Raw genomic sequence first — 19,460 nt, forward strand, 5'->3', positions numbered from 1 at the left:
ATCACGCAGGGGATGTTTTTGGCGACGGGTCATAGCAGGGCACCCAAGGGTTCCCTACTATCTTGACAGCCGCCTATAAAAAATGGCGATATTCGAGTCAAATGACCCACTAGTTCACTGTCACATTGCTAGACCGCCGACTCCTCCACATGAATTGAATACCACGATTCCTCAACCTGTTTCAAACCTAATTTTGAAACTGATGGCAAAAAATGCAGAGGATCGTTATCAAAGTGCCTGGGGCATCAAAGCAGATCTAGAGCGCTGTGCCCAACAACTGGCGGAAATGGGTCAGATTAACGCCCTATCGTTGGGACGGCAAGATGTCTCCGAGCAGTTCCATATTCCTCAAAAACTGTATGGGCGAGAAGCGGAGATCGAAGCATTATGGGTGGCGTTTGACAGAGTGGCAGGGAGTCAGGCAGTCCGTGAAATGATGCTGGTCTCCGGTTATGCGGGCATCGGCAAAACAGCATTGGTACAGGAACTCTTTAAACCGATCACCGCAAAGCACGGCTATTTTATCTCTGGCAAATTTGACCAATTCCGGCGCAATACTCCCTACAGCGCGATCGTCGATGCCCTGCAAAAATTGGTGCAGCAACTCTTGGGTGAACCTAATGAACAGGTGGAAGTATGGCGATCGCGTCTACTCACTGCTTTGGGAAGCAACGGACAAATTATCATCGATGTCATTCCCGAAGTTGAGTTCATTATTGGCAAGCAGCCCCCTGTGCCCGAAGTTGGAGCAACAGAAGCACAGAATCGCTTCAACCTCACGTTTCAAAGGTTTGTGCGGGCGTTCTGTGCAAAAGAGCATCCCCTAGTCATCTTTTTAGACGATCTACAGTGGATCGATTCTGCGACGTTGAAGTTAATTGAACTCATATTGCTTGACGAGCAAATCCAGTATCTGTTTTTGATCGGAGCCTACCGAGATAACGAACTGACTCCAGAGCATCCGTTGGTCTTAACGCTAGAGAGCCTGCGAAAAGGGGGAGCAGTATTTCAGGAAATTATCCTGACCCCCTTAACACTGGAACCGTTGAGTCAACTGATAGCTGAGACATTACATCACAATCCTGATACCGTTCGCTCCCTAGCCCAAGTCGTGTTGCGTAAAACCGAGGGCAACCCTTTCTTTGTTGGTGAATTTTTGAAGCTGCTGCATGGCGAAAACCTGTTGACCTTTGATGCCCAACAGTTGAGTTGGCAGTGGAACCTAGCTGAGATTGAAGCTCAAGATATCACTGCTAACGTGGTGGAGTTGCTGCTGCGTCAGTTGCAGAAATTGCCGGAAGCAACACAGCAAGTTCTCTCCACCGCGGCTTGTGTTGGGTCTGAGTTTGATTTAGAAACGTTGGCGCTTAGCGCAGAGCGCAACTCCGAAGGAACCGTTTGGGAAAAATCACCGAAAGCAATTTTCCAGGATCTACTTGCAGCAATACAAGCGGGATTAATTCAAACTCTGTCTGAATTGGACGAAGATTTGTTGGTTCAAGAGTATAAGTTTCTGCACGATCGCGTTCAGCAAGCGGCTTATGCTTTGATTGATGAGTCGCAGAAACAGGTTGTTCATGTCCAAATCGGTCGCAATTTGCTCGAAAAAACTTCACCAGAGCAACGATCCGAGCGGTTGTTTGCCATTGTCGATCATCTCAATCAAGGACTTGAGCTAGTCACTGTTCGATCAGAACGAACTGAAATTGCCAGATTGAATTTAAGGGCAGGTCAGAAAGCAAAGACAGCAACGGCTTATGACGCAGCGTTTAAGTATTTCACGACAGGGATTCAACTTCTTGATACAGAGAGTTGGCAGAGTGAGTATGACCTCACCTTAGCGCTGTATTCAGAAGCAGCAGAAGCGGCGTATCTCCAAGGTCGCTTTGATGAGATGGAACAGTTGGTAGAAGTGGTACTCGCTCGTGCCAAAACAGTGGTTGACAAAGTACAGGCTTACGATAGCAGAATTCAAGGATATTTGTCACAGGGCAACCTGAAAGAAGTACTAAAAACTGGATTGGAAGCGTTAAAGCTCTTGGGAATCAATTTAATAGAAAATCCAAGTCAGTTAGATGTTCAAAAAGAATTGGAGTCAACGACTGCACTATTAGCTGGACGAGACATCGAAGACTTAATTAATCTAGCAAAGATGACCGCACCAGAACCGCTGGCAGCAATGTATATCCTGGTGAATATCGTGGTTGCTGCAAATATGGTGTCATCAGCACTGATGATACTGATTGTGTGCAAAATGGTAAATTTATCAATCAACTACGGCAATGCTACCTGGTCACCACTGAGTTATGCTGCCTACGGAGTTGTTCTAGGTGACATTGTTCAAGACATTGAACTCGGTTATAAATTTGGTCAATTAGCTCTTAGCTTGACAGAACGATTGAATAGCAAAAAAAGGAATGCTAAAGCATTAGCGATATTTAGTGCCAACATCATGCACCGGAAGGTACATTTTAGGGAAATAATACCAATTCAGGTTGATGTTTATCAAAACGGAGTGGAAACCGGAGACTTTGAATTCGCTGGCTATGCTGCATGTAATGTATGTTGTTACTCGTTTCTTGCCGGTGAGGAACTCACCCAACTGGAACAAAAAACGGCAACCTACAGCAAAGCAATCAGACAAATCAGACGGGAAAACCCCTCTAATTGGATTGCAGTGTTGTGGCAGACAATCCTTAATCTGTTAGGTAGATCTGAGAATCCCACCCGTTTGATTGGTAATGTATATGATGAAGAGCAAGCGCTATCGCGCGCTATTGCAGTTAAAGACAGAACTGAAATTCCCTACCTCTATTTAAACAAAATTATACTGTGTTATCTATTTGGGGAATATCATCAAGCTGCACAAACTGCTGTGTTAGCAAGGCAGCCTTTAGAAGAAATAACAGAACCTATATTCCATTTCTACGATTCTCTGGTGCTTTTGAGCCTATTGGTTGAGGCTTCAAGCTCTGAAGAAGAAGATTGGCTAAGTTGTGTTAGCTCTAACCAAAAAAAGGTGCAAAAATGGGCAGAACACGCCCCAATGAATTATTTACATAAATTTCATCTAGTCGAAGCAGAGAAAGCGCGAGTTTTAGGGCAGTTTCTTGAGGCTGAAGAGCTTTATGAACGAGCGATCGCAGGTGCTGCTGAAAATGAGTATATCCAGGAAGAAGCATTAGCTTATGAATTAGCGGCTAAACACTATCTGGCGCGAGGCCGAGAAAAAATTGCTCAAACCTACATGAAAGAAGCGCACTATTGCTACGATCGCTGGGGCGCAACTGCTAAAGTTAAAGACTTAGAAGCTCACTATCCACAGTTCTTTCCTCAGTCGTCTAGAGCCGCTTCCGCATCAATTCCTGTTACTGCTAAAACCATCTCTAATCCCTTCCATACCAGTCTCGATTTAGCAGCAGTGATGAAAGCTTCACAGGCAATTTCTCGTGAAATTGAACTGAATCAATTGCTGCGATCACTGATGCAAATTTTAATTGAGAATGCTGGTGCACAAACCGGATATCTGATTTTAGAAAACTCAGGAGAGTGGTCGATTGAAGCAGCTTGTGAACTCAATGCCGGTGAGAATGCTTGCGCCACTCAGGTGTTACAGTCTATTCCAATTGCCGATCAATTGCCAGAATCAATCATTCAATATGTGATTCGGACTCTGCAGCCTGTCGCCTTAAATGATGCGACTCGTGAAGGTGATTTTATTAATGAGCCATACATTCAACAGAACCAGCCTCAATCTATTTTCTGTTTGCCGCTGCTGAATCAAGCCAAACTAGTCGGTGTATTGTATTTAGAAAATCGGTTAGCCGCTGGAGTATTTACACCAGAGCGATCACAGGTCTTGCAGCTACTATCGACTCAAGCAGCGATCTCCATCGAAAATGCCAACCTTTATTCAGAACTGCAGGCCAAGGAAAGTAAGATCACCCAGTTCCTCGAAGCGATTCCGGTGGGAATTGCGATCGTGGATGCGACGGGTCGCCTTTACTATACCAACCAATGCGGCAATCAACTCATAGGCAAAGAAACTGATACTTCCATAGCACCAGAGCAGATCTCAGAGGCTTATCAGCTTTATGTAGCGGGAACGGATCAAATTTATCCCGCGGAGAGCTTGCCCATTGTGCGGGCATTAAGGGGCGAACGCATCAGGACTGAAGATATAGAAATTCGTCGAGGTCATGTCTCAATTCTAATTGAGGCACAGGGAACACCCGTTTTTGATCAACAGGGAAATATCACTTATGCGATCGCTACCTTTCAGGATATTACAGAGCGCAAACAAGCCGAGAAACTCCTGGCCGACTATAACTGCACTTTAGAGCAACAGGTTGCAGAACGAACTGCTGCGTTACGGCAAAGTGAAGCCAAGTTCCGAACTATCTTTGAAAACTCGCAGGTTGGCATCTACCGCACCCGTCTCTCGGATGGATTAATTCTCGATGCCAATCAACGCTTTGCCAATCTGTATGGCTTTGACTCACCAGAGGAGATCATTGGGATTGAACACACCGCAGGCTACTATGTCAATCCTAGCTATCGCCAACAATTCCTTGAGTTGCTGAAGCGGGATGGGGAAGTGCGAAACTTTGAAGCCCAAGTGCGGAAACGAGATGGGACATTGTTTTGGGTACTTTTCTCTTCTTATCTGAATTCAGCCGATGGATACATCGAAGGGGTGGTTGTAGATATTAGCGATCGCAAACACGCAGAAGCCGCTCTACAGACGAGTGAAGAACGACTACGCTTAGCATTAACCGCTTCAAATCAAGGACTCTACGATGTCAATATCAAAACTGGAGAAATCGTGGTTAACCCAGAATACGCTTTAATGCTGGGCTACGATCCGGCAACATTTCACGAGACCCCATCTAGGTGGATTGAGGGTTTGCATCCTGACGACAGAGAATCAACGGTTGCAATTTGCCATGCTTGTATTACTGGAGAAGTCCCCAACTATCAAGCAGAGTTTCGCCTGCGTACCCAGAATGGTCAGTGGAAATGGATTCTTGCTGTCGGCAAAATTGTTACCTGGAATGAATCTGGTGAACCCATCCGTAAGTTGGGAGTTTATACGGATATCGACGATCGCAAGAAAGCAGAAGCCGCGCTGCAAGCCTCTGAAGCAGAACTGCGGGCACTCGTTTCAGCCATTCCCGATCCGTTGTTTGTCCTTACTGCTGAAGGGCGAGTGGTCGAAGCAGTCAAAGTGAAACCGAATCAGTTGTATCGACCTATTGAGGAGCAGATTGGTCAAACACTGCACCAGATTTTTGAAAAAGAACAAGCCGATAAATTCCTGAGTTACATTCAGCAGGTACTGAGAACCCAACAAGTCCTCACCGTTGAATACAGCCACTGGATAGCTGGACGAGAAGCCTGGTTTTCGGCTCGCATTGCCCCGATTCGGCACGAGCAGGTGATTTGGTTAGTGCGAGATATTACGGCGCTGAAGCAAGCAAAAGAAGCCTCAATTTTAGAGGAGCGCAACCGCATGGCACGCGAAATTCACGACACACTCGCTCAGTCGTTTACAGGCATTCTGGCTCAAGTGGGAGCTGCAAACCAGGTGCTCACGGATGATGTAGAAGCAACTGGGGCACACCTGGATCTGATCAAAGAATTGGCGCGAACTGGACTGACTGAAGCACGGCGATCGGTCGTCGCGCTCCGTCCTCAGCTTTTGGAAGAAGGCAATTTACAGAGTGCTCTCCATCGTCTCATCGCTCAGACTAGAGCTGCCGCAATGGATACCACTTTGCACTATGAGATCGAGGGGGCAGTGTATGCTCTCCCCACTGAAGTCGAGAATAACCTACTGCGGATGGGGCAGGAAGCATTAACCAATGCGATTAAACATGCCAATGCTGACGAAATTCGAGTGGAGCTAATCTACGATCGCGATCAGGTTTGCTTGCGTGTGAAAGACAATGGACAGGGCTTTGGAGTTGGAAGTATTCCAGTCTCTGAGGGTTTTGGCTTACTCGGCATGAGCGAGCGAGCAGAACGTATCGGCGCACAACTCACAATTAGGAGTCAACCTGGGCAGGGAACAGAGATTATCGTAGTCGTTGGGGTGTAGGGTGAAATGACTAATCCACATCTCACGCCCCACACTTCACACCCCACACCCCCAATTCGGGTTCTGATTGCGGACGATCATGCTATTTTTCGGCAAGGATTAGCCACAATTATTAACTGTGATCCAGAGATGCAGGTGATTGCCCAAGCCGAAAATGGGGAACAAGCGATCGCGCTATTTGGGGAACATCAACCAGATGTCACACTCATGGATCTCCGCATGCCTGAGTGGAGGGAGTTGCCGCCATCGGGGCAATTTGTGCGACGGCTAAATCGGCTCGAATTATTGTACTGACCACGTATGATAGTGATGAAGATATTTATCGGGGATTGCAGGCAGGCGCAAAAGGATACCTATTGAAAGAAACTGAACCGGACGAGCTTCTAAACGCCATTCGTACCGTTCATCGGGGTCAGAAGTATATTCCGCCCGATGTGGGAGCAAAGTTAGTTCAACGGCTCAGCAATCCAGAACTGAGTGAACGAGAACTAGCTGTACTCCGCTCACTGGCACAGGGGATGAGTAACGCTGATATTGCGGCTGCTTTGAGCATCGGTGAAGGTACTGTTAAATCCCATGTCAACCGGATTTTGAATAAATTGGATGTGAGCGATCGCACCCAAGCTGTGATTGTTGCGGTTAAACGCGGCATTGTTAGTTTATAGAATGTACTTTCGATCGAGTTGAGAGCCTATCTTAAGTTAGAGCCTACCTTCTACTTCGCGATGGCACGGTTAATCTATCAATTTGCACTGTAAAAAATTCAACTTGCTGTAGGCGACAGCTTGAAGGCGGCCGCCTATATTGAATTTATGCAAACAGTCATGCAAATGGATCGAGCAAGTAAATTGCACGGTTCCATGCTTGGTGCAAATGTAAAAAGATGAGTAACGATCGTAGCCACAGTTCTTTACTTGTACCACCTTCAACTCAAGATTGGATTCAAGGTATTCTGAGCGCCAAAGTAGTGCTGGTGATGTACGGAGACTATCAATGCCCTAGAAGTGCGGACGTTTACAAGCTGATTAAAGCGATCAAACGAGAGCTTCGTGCTGCTTTTGGAGAAGATTATTTATGCTTCATCTTCCGTCATTTTCCACAAACACAGATTCATCCTCATGCTCAACGGGCAGCCCAAGCAGCACCCGTTTCTCAAAGCCATCGGAAGGGTCTTCGGTGATCTCGTTAGTTCGTGAAACCATCAGCAAATGTATCAAAGGACTTCATCACTATGCCTAAAGTGTCTTCTAACCACCCACAAAAGCTAGGGAAGTTCCCCACCGCATCCTCGGTTATTTGATTTTGTGCTGAAATTCACCGGAGAAGAAAGAATGAAACGATTTACATTGTTTACTTTCCTGTACCTCTCGCTTGGAGTTTGTCTGACAGCGAACACTGCGTGAAGCGAAGCTACCGCGCTTGGGTATCCAAATCTGCCTTCGGGCCTTCAAACCTATGGGGAATATCTTTTGAATCAATTGCATTACTCGCAAGCGGTAAAAATTGGCGATCGCGTTGAGACATCAGGTCAAGGTGACTGGGATGACAACCTGCAAATTCCAGAATCGCTTGCGGATGAGATTGCCCAAGCATTTCGGAACATAGAGCGAACCCTGGCGACTGTCGGGGCGGGTTGGGAGCATGTTGTTCATGTCAATTCTTACCATGTTGGCGGGTTTCCTCCAGAAGTTAACGATGTGATGGTCAGGCTATATCGTCATTACATGCCCAACCATGCCCCAGTTTGGACACAGGTAGGAGTCGCGGCTCTTGGACTTCCAATGATGCGAATTGAAATCCGCGTTACTGCAATTGTTCTATGAGTTTTGCATCAGTGGCAGCAAAGACGGCTCCGTTAAAGTATCCATTTGAACAAAGGAGAAATTTAGATGTCAAACAACAATAAAGCCATCTTAGAAGCGGCAAACGCAGCAATTGCTGAAGGCAACTATGAAGGATTCTTGTCGTTCTGCACCGACGACACGCAATGGACATTTGTCGCCGACAATACCCTTCAAGGGAAGGAAGCCGTTCGCCAATGGATGGCAACGGAGTATGTGGAACCACCTTTGAATATCGTCACCAACTTAATCGCTGAAGGTGATTTCGTTACAGCAGTTGGCGACCTGACAATCAAGGGCAAAGACGGGAAGGCGGCTCATTACTCGTACTGCGATGTCTGGCGCTTTCGCGGCGGCAAGATGGTCGAACTAAGAGCTTTCGTCATCAAACCCGAAGTCAAGGATGAAACTAGCAGCGTAGCGTAATTAGAAGCTCATAGATTCGTCTTTTGAATTCACCGCAAGTTAGAGGGTATAACTTTAGATCTTGTCCGTGGTGTGATCGCTGAGGTAGGGTAAATCGCGGCAGTGATCGCCGCTCTAGTCACAACGCTTCTGCACAAAGCTGCAAGGCTTTCGTATCAAATTGCAATCCTTTTGCATCAAGCCGCAATGTTTCTGTATCGAGTCATCTTGCTTCTGTCACAGGTTGCAATGTACAGCTATCAGCAAAAACTTGATTGATTTATAACTCATAGTGAGCAACTTTAACACCACCTAAGAGGTTTTTTATGCAAGAGACAAAATACTCTTCCTCAGTGTCTTTTCAGGCTACGCACAGGCTCTCAAGCCGTGAATTGGAAGTTTTGAAACTCATGGCGGAAGGTCAAAGTAATTCTGAAATTGCAGCCCATCTATATCTGAGCCAGAACACTATAAAAACTTATGTACGTGGTATCTTCAACAAACTTGGAGTTGACCATCGTGTACAAGCTGCTGTAGTTGCTTTACGTCAAGGGCTGATTTAGGAGGTTCAATGATGAATTTTGAAGAAGCACTGGAAGTTGTAGAGCAAATTTCACCACCAGGAACACTAAGGAAATTTCCAGGAATGAATTTACCCATGAGCGGGTCGAATTAGGATATCTCAGATCTTGAACCTTTTCCAGTAAGCCTGGTCAGGCAAGAATTTGAGAACAATTTCAAACCCATACTGTGCCGCAATATCTGTACTCATTCGGATCTGTTTGAGTAATTGAAACCAGACAATCACGGGCAATAAAGTTTCCAGAGCTAAACGGCTAGCCGCTTTCCAGTCCAGCATAGGAGGCAGTGACTATTGGTCAATCCAATGCGCTAACAAATAAGCAATCAACGACAAAATGAGCCAACGATATACTCCTAGCGTGGTTCCTTGACCAAAACAATGAAGCCCAAACCGATGTTTAGCTGTTTTGAAAAAGCCTTCGATGGCCCAACGCTTGCGTCCCAACTGCACCAGATAGGCTCCTGAATACGGATAGGTGGACGCGACAAATCGCAGTTCTCGTTTGCCATCGGCCTGTTTGAGCCAAAACCAGGACACGGTCAGGGGATAGTCCATGCCCTTGAGATACACTTGTAGACCACGCTTGTCATGACGGTAGAGGTCTTTGAGGCAGCGACCGTCCTTGAGCGTACGATTGCTCCGCAGGCCAACGACAGGTCGCCAAGAACGTTTACGAACCGCATCGAGAAACTGGAGAGTACCAAACTCGATATCGGCCTGCATCAGAACCACTCGACCGTTGAGCAAGGACTTGGGCACCGTCGCCAACAACTTGCGGCCCAACTGAGCCAGACTGGCATAGCCCTTCCCCCGCCAAACTCGAAATGGCTCTTTGGCAACCCTTACTGAGAATGGTGCAAGATCTCAGGTAGAGAAAGCAAAGATTATTTCCATTATGGATAATCTGCTCCTAAATCACCAACTTTTGCTAGTGTGAAGATAGTTCCGGCAGGTTGTCGTGGAACTAGAAAAGTTTCTATTGCCATATTGGAGTGGATTACAGCGTCCCTCCCTTGTGCTGACAGTTGATTTTCTCGACTTGGCACATTTAAAGGGAGGTACTCATGTCCATCAATCAAGATTCTGGTGTTCCCGTCAATCGGCTACTTGCGGCTTTACCTACTGAAGTCTATCAGCGGCTGCTGCCCCATTTGCAGCAGGTTTCACTAGTTTTAGAGCAAGTCATCTACGAAATTGATGAGCCTGCGCCGCACGTTTATTTTCCTCATCATTCCGTGATTTCATTGATCGCCCCCATGCTCGATGGTTCTGTCCTCGAAATCGGTCTGGTTGGGCAAGAGGGAATGGCCGGAATTTTTTCGGTTTTAGGCAACAGAACAAAGGCACATCGAGCCATTGTGCAGGTTGCAGATAGTGCGATGCGGATGGATGCAGCGGTGCTGAGAGCCGAATTCGATCGCGGTGGACCGTTGCAGCGCTTGCTGCTGCGCTACGTTCAAGCACTGTTCACGCAAGCGTCTCAATGTGCTGCTTGCAATCGGTTTCACACCACTGAAGAACGTCTTGCCCGTTGGCTTTTGCTCGTGCGCGACAGTGTGCAGAAGAATGAGTTCTCGCTCACACAAGAATTCATGGGTCAGATGTTGGGAACTCGTCGCTCTAGTGTGACCGTGGCGGCTGGCAACCTCAGCCAAGCCGGACTGATTCGCTACACACGCGGCAAAATCACGATTCTCGATCAATCGGGGCTAGAAGAGTTTGCTTGTGAGTGCTACGGGGTCATTCAAAGCGAGTTTGCTCATCTATTAGGCAGTGAGACAGCGTAGTCCTTCTTTGGATAGAAAAGTATCTTTATGTTGAAAATTCGACCGACTGGCGCGATCGATTTCTTTACGATGAAATCAGTCTCGATTGAAGGCTTGCTCATTGAACCTACAGTAAGCCTCGACTTTTGACAACACCTCGTCCAAATCAAGCGGTTTGTGCAGGACTCCGTTTGCTCCGATCTCCAACGCTTGCTCCAGCGTGATCTCGTGGTCGGCTGTGAGCAGCAAGATGGGAATCAACGGCAACTCCTGCTCTTGGCGAAGCTGTCGGGTCACCTCGATGCCACTGAGATCCGGCATCATCACATCGAGCAAAATCAAGCAAGGGGGAGCGCGTTGCACGGTGGCGATCGCTGCCGTGCCAGTGGTGACAGTACTCACCAGATACCCTGCTAGATCTAAAACACATTGCATGAGGGTCAAGTTGTCGATGAGGTCATCCACAACCAGCACATAACGACGATGAGAAACAGTCACAATAATTTGATTTTTAAGGAAGAAAGGCTAATTAAATCAAGATTTGAACAGCCTTGCACTATGCTGACGAATGCTTGCTCAGATTTAATCTGCCCAGCGGTGTGCATTGTTATTGTATTGAGCGAGATCGCAGCGCTTAACATTCGTAATCTTGCCCTTCACGGCTGAATTTATGATGTTTAATTACACGGATAACAATTTCCTCGTGAAGGAAAACAATCAGGGACACGGCGCTAAAAATCGGTCGCCAGTTCTCGTTGGATTGCGGGTGCTGGTCGTGGATAATGATATCGATACCAGCAATCTATTTTGCTTCATACTGGAAACCGAAGGTGCAAAGGTGATTGAAGTTGCTTCGAGTCAGGCCGCAGTCTTGGCTGTCCAGCAAGCTTGCCCTGATGTTTTGATCAGTGACATTTGCCTTCCTGATGAAGATGGATACACGTTGCTTCAAAAAGTCACTGCGATCACAGTGGCAGAGGGAAAACAGCTTCCAGCCATTGCAGTGACGGGGCTGTTCACTGAAGAAGATTGCCAAAAGTTAGCATTTTCAGGCTTTCAAAAGCATCTGCCCAAGCCAACCGACCCCGATGAACTAGTGACGGCTGTGGTAGAAGTGATAGGAAGGAGCAGCAAATGATCGGCAAGTACAGTGTGTGATCTATAGAGAGGGTTGTCATTTTCGGTGGTGTTCTAGACGTGTGGGTGGGGCTAAACGACCCGACCCAACTCATAACGGTTGATGAATGGCCCAATAACAGTATCGTGTAATCGTTCAGACGTTGAAAAACAAATCGTTTTGCGTGCTAATCGTTTGATTCGAGTCCATAGGTTGAGATGCTTGCGCTCAATCTTCTGGGTATGGCGTTTACCAACCTCATGAGTATTTTCATCAAGGACTCTGGCATACGCGCCCCAACCATCGGTGTAAAAACGATGAATACCAAAAGGGGCTAACAGTGCCATTAACTCTTTCAACGCAACGTCAACGTGAGGAGCCAGGACGTAAGCGAGAATCTCACCCGTTGGATGATCGATCGCATGCCACAACCATCGCTCTTGTTTTTTGTTGCCACCGAAACTCCACATCTCGTCCATTTCGGCTTCTCCTCCTCGCTGTAGGACAACTTCGAGGTTTTGAGGTTGAGCTAATCGTTCCAGCACCGCTTCGTTAGCAGGCACCCGTTGGAGGAATTTTTTTAAATTCTTCAATCATAGTGCCGAATGAAAGCACTACGGGAGTTCCAACATGAGGAGTTCGCTGTACATTAAATCCTCTGCATTCAAAATTGCCTGTGCGTCTACTTCCTGCTGTTCCTATCTGGCGATCAGTAACAGGTTTCGCATTGCAGGGTTACTCTCTCGATCCTCGACAGTAACTGGATTCCCTTCAAACCGAAGATCTATCTACTGCTTTGCATGAGCAATATTGCGACAGATTCCCGTCGTGTCATCATTTAATCCATGACAAATCTGCTCCCTCGTCAAATATCCATCCGCAATCACTGTCTGCTGAATATTCAATTTATCCACTACGATCGGATCTAACAACACGGTTGCCAACTGTCCTCCTGGTTCCAATGCCGTTTGCCCATTTACCAAGGTTCTCGGATCAGTTCCATTGCTCAACGCCGCGACTACCTGCGCCGTCACTTGCGCCTGTTTCGCGATCGGTTTATAAACCGTCATCACCTGATCACCCGTGAGAATGTTCTGAATTCCTGTGACAGTCGCATCTTGTCCCGTCACTAACACCCTGCCATCTAGATTCTGCGCCCTCAGCGCTGCAATCGCCGCATTCGCCATTCCATCATTTGCAACATAAGCAATCTGAACATTTTGCTGCTGCGTCAGCAGCCTTTCCATACTCGATTGTGCCTGAGCACTATCCCAGTTCGGCGTATATTGGTCGAAAACTAGATTAATCTTTTTGCTATCAATCAACGGCTGCAATGCTTTCAGCGCACCTTCTCTGAACCGCAAGGCATTGTTATCTGTTTGCGCTCCATGGATCATCACCAGATTTGCACCGGGCTTCAGACCAAATTCGCCTTTATGAAACTGATCAACAATGTATTGTCCTTGTAGTTCACCAACACGAACATTATTAAACGAAACATAGAAGGCAGTGTCTGGGTCTTGAATTAAGCGATCGTAGGCAATCACCGGAACCCGGCTAGCTTTCGCTCGTTGCACAATCACCGACGCTTTATCACTATTCTGCGGACCAACCACAAGAATACAAGCTCCCTTCATCAGTGCCTCTTCTGCCTGGTTCTGTTGAGTGTTCGCATTGTTGTTTGCGTTAGCGTATTGAACTGTGACGCCTGGAATCGCTTGCTTAATTTCTTTTTCTAGCAAGGGATGATCGTAAGTCTCATATCTGATTGAAGAATCTGATTCCGGTAACAAAATTCCAACATTCTTACATCCTTTCGCCGTAGCAAATTTTGTAGTGTTTGTACTTATAGATGGATTGTTTATCGTATTCGTGTCTATATTGTTTTCAGCATTATTTTGATGACTACAAGCCGCAAATAGTAAAACACTTATTAAAGGGGAAAACCAACAAGCAAATCTAACTATCGTATTCATGTGCACCCTGCCTTAAAGTCTGATCGAGAAACGGTAACGAATCTACACCCCTTTTTCTTAATCAATCTTCAGCAATAGCTGCTTAGTTCTTGCAACAATTTCTTCAAACTGAAACTGATCAACAAGGTGGGTTAAAGCTTTTGCTAAATCTGCTTGCGACTCTGGAATTTGTTCGATCAATTGCCTAATGACCTCTGCATCGACGCAAATTGCTGCCTGATGCAATTGGGTTTGCCAAGCGGGTGGCATTTGGTTCAGATGGACTACTTCAATCATTTCAGGGGTGAGAACCGAGGTGTGAAGGGACAGTGATCCTGGTTCTGCTGCGTAGCGGTAGCGGACTCCTAAGTACTGTGCGATCTTTTCAAAAATAATCTCTGCTCGAAACGGCTTTCGTACGAAATCATCACACCCCGCTGCTAACGCCTGATCTCGGTCTTCTTCAAAGGCACTGCCTGTGATGGCAATGATGATGGTCGGGGCTTCATTGTTTTGCCGCTGGGTACGAATCTGTTCTGCGACTTGATAGCCATCTAACACGGGCATCCGTAAATCTAGACAGATTAAGTGCGGCGACCAAGCTTTCCATTGCTCAATCGCATCCTGTCCATTGCTCGCCTCCTGCACCTCAAACCCAATGGGACGCAATAACTCCACCAGGAGTTGGCGATTCTCGAGTTTGTCTTCCACAATCAGGATGCGGTACGTGGGTTGCCCTGGTTCTAACCCAATGACTTGGCGTTGGCTCGACTGAATCAGGATGCCATCTCTTTCAGCTATTGGTGCCTGAATCGTGAAGTGAAACGTTGAGCCATCTCCGATCTGACTTTCAACCCAGATCTCTCCGCCCAATAGCTGAACAAACCGATGACTGATCGCTAAGCCGAGCCCGGTGCCGTCCTGGGCTTGCAGGGGTATCCCCTGATGGGATTGCTGTGTCGCCTTAGCTTGAGCAAAGGGATCAAAGATGCGATCGCGTTCCTCCGGTGCAATGCCAATACCAGTATCGGACACTGCGAAGTGAAGGGTGTTCGTGTCAGGTTGCCATTGGACGCGCAGAACGATCGCTCCAGTTTGGGTAAATTTAACGGCATTCCCTAATAGATTGACCAATACTTGACGCAGTTTGCTTTCATCGGTGCGAATATATTGCGGTAAATCAGAAGATTGTTCCACCATTAATTGCAGCCCTTTAGACTCTGCCTTAAATTGAAACATCTGTTGTAGGGTTGAGATGACGGCATCAAGATCAACGTCGGTTTCATTTAAAGTGATGCGACCTGCTTCAATTTTCGACATTTCTAGAACGTCATTGATCAACATCAATAAATGTTCTCCACTGCGGCTTATCGCATCTAAATGTTGTTGTTGCTGAGCGGCGAGGGAATCACTATAGCTTAGAAGTTGGGCAAATCCAAGAATGACATTCAACGGCGTTCGGAGTTCGTGACTCATATTCGAGAGAAAAATGCTTTTCGCTTTGTTTGCGGATTCAGCCGCTTCTTTGGCGCATTGCAGTTCTTCTTGAGATTTTTTCTGCTCAGTAATATCTCTCGTAATGATCAGCACTTCATTTTTACCGCTCACAACAATTCGATTTTCTAAGTGTTGAACTTTACTATTATTTGTTAGCTTATACTCATAAACTTGTAGTTTACCCGTTCGCAGTACTTGCCGAATATAAGCCATCCGTTCTTTTGCTAATTTAGCAGGCAGAACATCAAATACAGTTTTACCCACGACATCCCGTTCTGTATGGTTCAAATAAACTTTGAAATTGTTTGCTGGAATAAAGTCTAAATATGTACCATCGGCAGTTAAACGCATCATCAAATCTGGAATGGCACTGAGCAGGGTGCGGAATTTTGTTTCACTTTGTCGCAGTGCCTGTTCTGAGCGCTTCAGCTTGAGAATAATCGACGTGGCGATCGCAATCACCCCAACCGTACACATGGCAAAAAACCAGAATCGATAAAAGTCAACGGTTGTGAGTGTTCGTTGATAAGACTGATAGTATGTTTTTGCGATCGCTTCGCCAGTGTCTCTGGTGGGAATAATCAAAATGCCGTGAAGAAGGGCTTCCCATCGGGGTTGTCCTCGTAAAATTAGCTGGGCATGAGCGACCACCGTTTTTAACTCTGGCTCATTGGATCGATCGGCTTCTAGTTGTTCAATCTGTTGCATGAGTTGAGCCGAGACATCTCCGTTGTCTCCTAATACATCTAACAATAGAACGTTCTGAAGGAACAAATTTAGCTGCTCAGACTGGGATGGAGCGATTGTTGGTTTTTCGACTAGCGTGCGAACTAAAATCGGAAAATACGACAGCGAATTCTTCAAAACCGCATTTTGGGAATTGAACTGGTTGATCAGTGCTTCTTTGGCTTGCAACAGTTCCTGCTGGCGGCGCAGCAATTGATCTAGGGCAGCATGTTCTGTGGGATCAACAAAGCTGGGAATCTGTTGCAGGTTGGCTTGAATCTGCTTCAATTTAGCCATTTTGGTCACGATGGAATCGTAGGAGGAAAGCTGCCCTAATCGTGCTTCCAAAACGCGCTGATTCAATCGTGCATCAACCTCTTGCGATTCACGTAAAAGTGTAAGGTAGCGGCTATGTTGATGAATATCAAGGATATTCGCTTTGTTCCACAACACCATCAACACGATCGCAAAACCAATCCAGATCACTGTGTTCCAACACAGCAATTGAGAAAAACGTCCTACTCGCTTGGATCGTCTTGAACGATTGTGATTAAAACTATCAACACGGGTCATGATGCACTCCTGGGAGGTTCTCCGGTGAGCGTCTTTAGAAATTGGGCAATGCGACGAACGTGTGCTTGAGGAAGGGGGCGACCGAGTTGATACTTTGCCATTACGGCGATCGCTTGTTCAAGCGTTTGAGCCGTGCCATCATGAAAATAAGGCGGTGTGATTGCGACATTTCTGAGGCTCGGAACCCGGAACACGAATCGATCGTTCTCGCTGCCCGTCACGTTGTAGTACCCATAGTCGGCAGGGGTAATGTTGCCGCGATCGGCAAAATAATTTCCGATCTCCCCAAATTTCTGGAACAAATTGCCGCCCACATTCACGCCCTGGTGACAACTCACACAGCCGTAACTTTTAAATAATCGATAGCCCTCCTGTTCTTCAACTGTTAACACCGTGTAATCGCCGCGCAAAAATTGATCAAAGCGGGAGTTCGGCGTAATGAGGGATCGCTCGTAAACCGCGATCGCATCAATCACATTGGGCAAGGTGATCCCATCAGCATAAACGGCGTTAAATAGTTGAACGTAGTCGGGTACTTGCTGAAGTTTCGGGATGACTTGCTCCCAAGAAAGCCCCATCACGTTCTGGGCTAATCCCTCGTTCTGAGCCTCTAGCGTCTCAAAGCGTCCGTTCCAACTAAACCGGAAATTGTAGCCGATATTGAAAACCGTCGGGGTATTTACCTGTGTTCGCACCCCAGTTGCTCCAATGGATCGAACTTGTCGATCTGCCCCTCCTTGATCCAGGTGATGGCAACTGAGACAAGATACCTGATTATTGGTGGAAATGCGCGTGTCAGCAAAGAGTTTTTCTCCTAACTGCACTTTATTTTTATCTAGTGAAACTTGTAGGGGAATCGGTTGAATTGGCTCGTTCTGTGAACTCGTGATGGTGATTTCGGGCTGAGTTGATGTGGCAATCGGGTCAGGCTGTAACCGCTGCCATAATAGTGCGATTAGGATTGCAGTTCCAATCAGTCCAACTAAAATAATCCAGCGTCGAGGTCGTCGCTCCTGGGGACGTTGAAATATTCGATCGAGACGGTCAAATCGCATGATTCGTACCCCTTGGAATGTTTTGGAAACAAGAGCTTATGACTGAAAGGGTATAATCACCGGATATAGCTCAGGTTAAGTGATGAGCCGTGAATCTTCAACAAAGGCAGATATTCTTATCATTGATGATGCTCCCGACAATTTGCGATTGTTATCAACGATACTGAGTGAGCGGGGCTACAAAGTCCGGGGTGTGATCAATGGATCGGCAGCATTGATGGGTGCACAGGCACAACCGCCAGATCTGATTTTGCTTGATGTCAATATGCCAGGTATCAATGGCTACGAAGTTTGTCGTTTGCTTAAAGAGAATACGCAAACGAATACTATTCCAGTGATTTTTATTAGTGCCCTAAACGAAGTAATTGATAAAGTCAAAGCCTTTTCAGTGGGGGGTGTGGATTATATTTGTAAACCATTCCAGGTTGAAGAAGTCATGGTTCGGATTGAAACCCAACTGTCGCTCCGCCGCTTGCAAGCAGAACTGCAACAAGCCTTAGCCCACGAGCGATCGCTCAACCAACAGATTGAAGCAATGGCAGCTATTGAGGAGCGCAATCGCATTGCTCGCGAGATTCACGATTCGCTCGGACATTCCCTGACGGCGCTGACTGTGCAGCTCCAAGCCAGCATCAGTGTGCTTCAAACCGATCCCGTTCAAGCCCAAGTTTTTCTAACTCAGGCGTATCAGTTAAGCAAAACTGCAATGCTGGAAGTGCGTCAATCTGTCAAGACACTGCGGGCCGATCAACCAGATCAAGCATCTTTAGAAGCAACGATCTTGGATTTGGTAGAAGGATTTCGACAAGTTACAGGAATTATCCCACTCGTTCAGATTGATATAAAGAAATGCATTTCTTTATCTGTATCGAGAACAATTCATCGGATTGTGCAAGAAGCTCTAACAAATATCTCTAAATACGCACAGGCAACTCAGGTACAGATTGACCTGGTGACAATTCGCCAAGCCAGCGGGGATTGCCTTTGCCTAACGCTCAAAGATAACGGCAAAGGATTTGATTGCCACCAGCATACCGCTGGATTTGGACTGCAAGGGATGCAAGAACGAGTGTCCGCCTTAGCGGGAGAATTCCACTTAACGACAGCATCCGGAGCAGGTTGCCAAATTGAGGTTCGATTTCCGTTATCTTCAGGTGCTCTATGATTCGATTGCTACTGGTCGATGATCAAAGTTTGATCTGCCAAGGGCTACAGGCAGTTCTGGATCAGGAAACTGATCTGCAAGTGGTGGGCTGTGCGGAAAATGGAAAGGCTGCGATCGCGCAAGTTACCGCGTTGCAGCCGGATGTTGTGCTGATGGATATCCGCATGCCTGTTATGACTGGCATCGAAGCAACTCAATTGATGACTGAGCAGTTTCCCAACACAAAGGTATTAGTGTTGAGTACCTTTGATGACGATCGCGATATTGCTCAGGCGATGCGGGCTGGTGCAAAGGGCTATTTGCTCAAAGATATGCCCGCTTCTGAACTCATTGAAGCCATTCGTTCTGTTCATCGGGGCTATTGTCAGATGGCTCCAGGATTAATCGAAAAGTTATTAACCAATGTTCCAGACAACGATTCGGGGCAGCGGAACGTCGCAGAGGAAATTAAACAACTACCGTCTAGAGAACGAGATGTATTGCGCTTAATCGGTCAGGGATGTCCAAATCGTGAAATTGCAGCCCAATTGAATTTGGCAGAGGGCACCGTTAAAACGTATGTATCCCATTTACTGAACCGCTTGGCACTCAGTAATCGATCGCAGCTTGCCATCTATGCCACCTCGATTAGCGGCAGCGCATCTTTGAAGGAACCCCCTCAATGCTGAACGCTTAGA

General features: G+C 46.7%; 14 protein-coding genes and 3 pseudogenes. 10 read left to right on the forward strand and 7 right to left on the reverse strand.

Translation table 11 applies throughout. From position 1 onward, the window contains the following. Positions 1–202: 202 nt before the first annotated feature. From NDI52_RS20620 to NDI52_RS20645, 6 genes and pseudogenes are all read left to right on the forward strand, one after another. Positions 203–6,100, forward strand: coding sequence for a PAS domain S-box protein (locus tag NDI52_RS20620; protein ID WP_348256512.1), 5,898 nt, complete (start codon positions 203–205; stop codon positions 6,098–6,100). A 6-nt stretch (positions 6,101–6,106) separates the two neighbouring features. After that, positions 6,107–6,765: pseudogene (locus NDI52_RS20625) on the forward strand (response regulator transcription factor). A gap of 218 nt (positions 6,766–6,983) precedes the next feature. Then, positions 6,984–7,244, forward strand: a pseudogene (locus NDI52_RS20630) (thioredoxin domain-containing protein); the annotation flags it as partial. Positions 7,245–7,533: 289 nt separating this feature from the next. After that, entirely contained in the window at positions 7,534–7,923 is a 390-nt protein-coding gene (locus NDI52_RS20635; protein WP_190789497.1) for a RidA family protein, read from the forward strand. 66 nt (positions 7,924–7,989) lie between these two features. Beyond that, entirely contained in the window at positions 7,990–8,367 is a 378-nt protein-coding gene (locus NDI52_RS20640; protein WP_190789496.1) for a nuclear transport factor 2 family protein, read from the forward strand. A gap of 356 nt (positions 8,368–8,723) precedes the next feature. After that, a pseudogene (locus NDI52_RS20645) lies at positions 8,724–8,909 on the forward strand (response regulator transcription factor); the annotation flags it as partial. A 119-nt stretch (positions 8,910–9,028) separates the two neighbouring features. On the opposite strand, the gene NDI52_RS20650 reads toward NDI52_RS20645, so the two are convergent. Further along, positions 9,029–9,205: a hypothetical protein gene (locus NDI52_RS20650; protein ID WP_242035922.1), complete on the reverse strand. Its 177-nt coding sequence runs from the start codon at positions 9,203–9,205 to the stop codon at positions 9,029–9,031. A 12-nt stretch (positions 9,206–9,217) separates the two neighbouring features. Beyond that, positions 9,218–9,712, reverse strand: coding sequence for a transposase (locus tag NDI52_RS20655; RefSeq protein ID WP_348250391.1), 495 nt, complete (start codon positions 9,710–9,712; stop codon positions 9,218–9,220). Positions 9,713–9,993: 281 nt separating this feature from the next. On the opposite strand from NDI52_RS20655, the gene NDI52_RS20660 reads away from it, so the two are divergent. Then, positions 9,994–10,716, forward strand: coding sequence for a Crp/Fnr family transcriptional regulator (locus NDI52_RS20660; protein ID WP_190789494.1), 723 nt, complete (start codon positions 9,994–9,996; stop codon positions 10,714–10,716). Between the two features lie 75 nt (positions 10,717–10,791). Here NDI52_RS20660 and NDI52_RS20665 read toward each other — a convergent pair whose 3' ends face one another. After that, a complete protein-coding gene (locus NDI52_RS20665) occupies positions 10,792–11,193 on the reverse strand; it encodes a response regulator (RefSeq protein ID WP_190789493.1) in 402 nt (133 codons plus the stop codon). 151 nt (positions 11,194–11,344) lie between these two features. On the opposite strand from NDI52_RS20665, the gene NDI52_RS20670 reads away from it, so the two are divergent. Then, the gene (locus NDI52_RS20670; RefSeq protein WP_190789492.1) at positions 11,345–11,833 is read left to right on the forward strand and encodes a response regulator; all 489 of its coding nucleotides are present in this window, start codon (positions 11,345–11,347) and stop codon (positions 11,831–11,833) included. 71 nt (positions 11,834–11,904) lie between these two features. Here NDI52_RS20670 and NDI52_RS20675 read toward each other — a convergent pair whose 3' ends face one another. The 4 genes from NDI52_RS20675 to NDI52_RS20690 all read right to left on the reverse strand — a co-directional run bounded on the left by NDI52_RS20675 (position 11,905) and on the right by NDI52_RS20690 (position 17,618). Next, complete coding sequence (locus NDI52_RS20675) at positions 11,905–12,405, reverse strand: IS1 family transposase (RefSeq protein WP_199307990.1); 501 nt, start codon at positions 12,403–12,405, stop codon at positions 11,905–11,907. 195 nt (positions 12,406–12,600) lie between these two features. Continuing rightward, complete coding sequence (locus tag NDI52_RS20680; protein WP_190789491.1) at positions 12,601–13,788, reverse strand: substrate-binding domain-containing protein; 1,188 nt, start codon at positions 13,786–13,788, stop codon at positions 12,601–12,603. Between the two features lie 57 nt (positions 13,789–13,845). Beyond that, positions 13,846–16,563: a DAHL domain-containing protein gene (locus tag NDI52_RS20685; protein WP_190789490.1), complete on the reverse strand. Its 2,718-nt coding sequence runs from the start codon at positions 16,561–16,563 to the stop codon at positions 13,846–13,848. Further along, the gene (locus NDI52_RS20690) at positions 16,560–17,618 is read right to left on the reverse strand and encodes a cytochrome c peroxidase (RefSeq protein ID WP_190789489.1); all 1,059 of its coding nucleotides are present in this window, start codon (positions 17,616–17,618) and stop codon (positions 16,560–16,562) included. The genes NDI52_RS20685 and NDI52_RS20690 overlap by 4 nt, the downstream gene beginning before the upstream one ends. Before the next feature lie 82 nt (positions 17,619–17,700). Here NDI52_RS20690 and NDI52_RS20695 point away from each other — a divergent pair, with 82 nt between their 5' ends. Further along, positions 17,701–18,783 (forward strand): response regulator, encoded by a 1,083-nt coding sequence (locus tag NDI52_RS20695; protein WP_190789488.1) that lies wholly within the window; start codon positions 17,701–17,703, stop codon positions 18,781–18,783. Next, complete coding sequence (locus NDI52_RS20700; protein WP_190789487.1) at positions 18,780–19,451, forward strand: response regulator transcription factor; 672 nt, start codon at positions 18,780–18,782, stop codon at positions 19,449–19,451. The genes NDI52_RS20695 and NDI52_RS20700 overlap by 4 nt, the downstream gene beginning before the upstream one ends. Positions 19,452–19,460: the final 9 nt, after the last annotated feature.

Origin of the sequence: Leptolyngbya sp. PL-A3, from assembly GCF_039962325.1 — a bacterium.
Taxonomy (GTDB): Bacteria; Cyanobacteriota; Cyanobacteriia; order Elainellales; family Elainellaceae; genus Vacuolonema.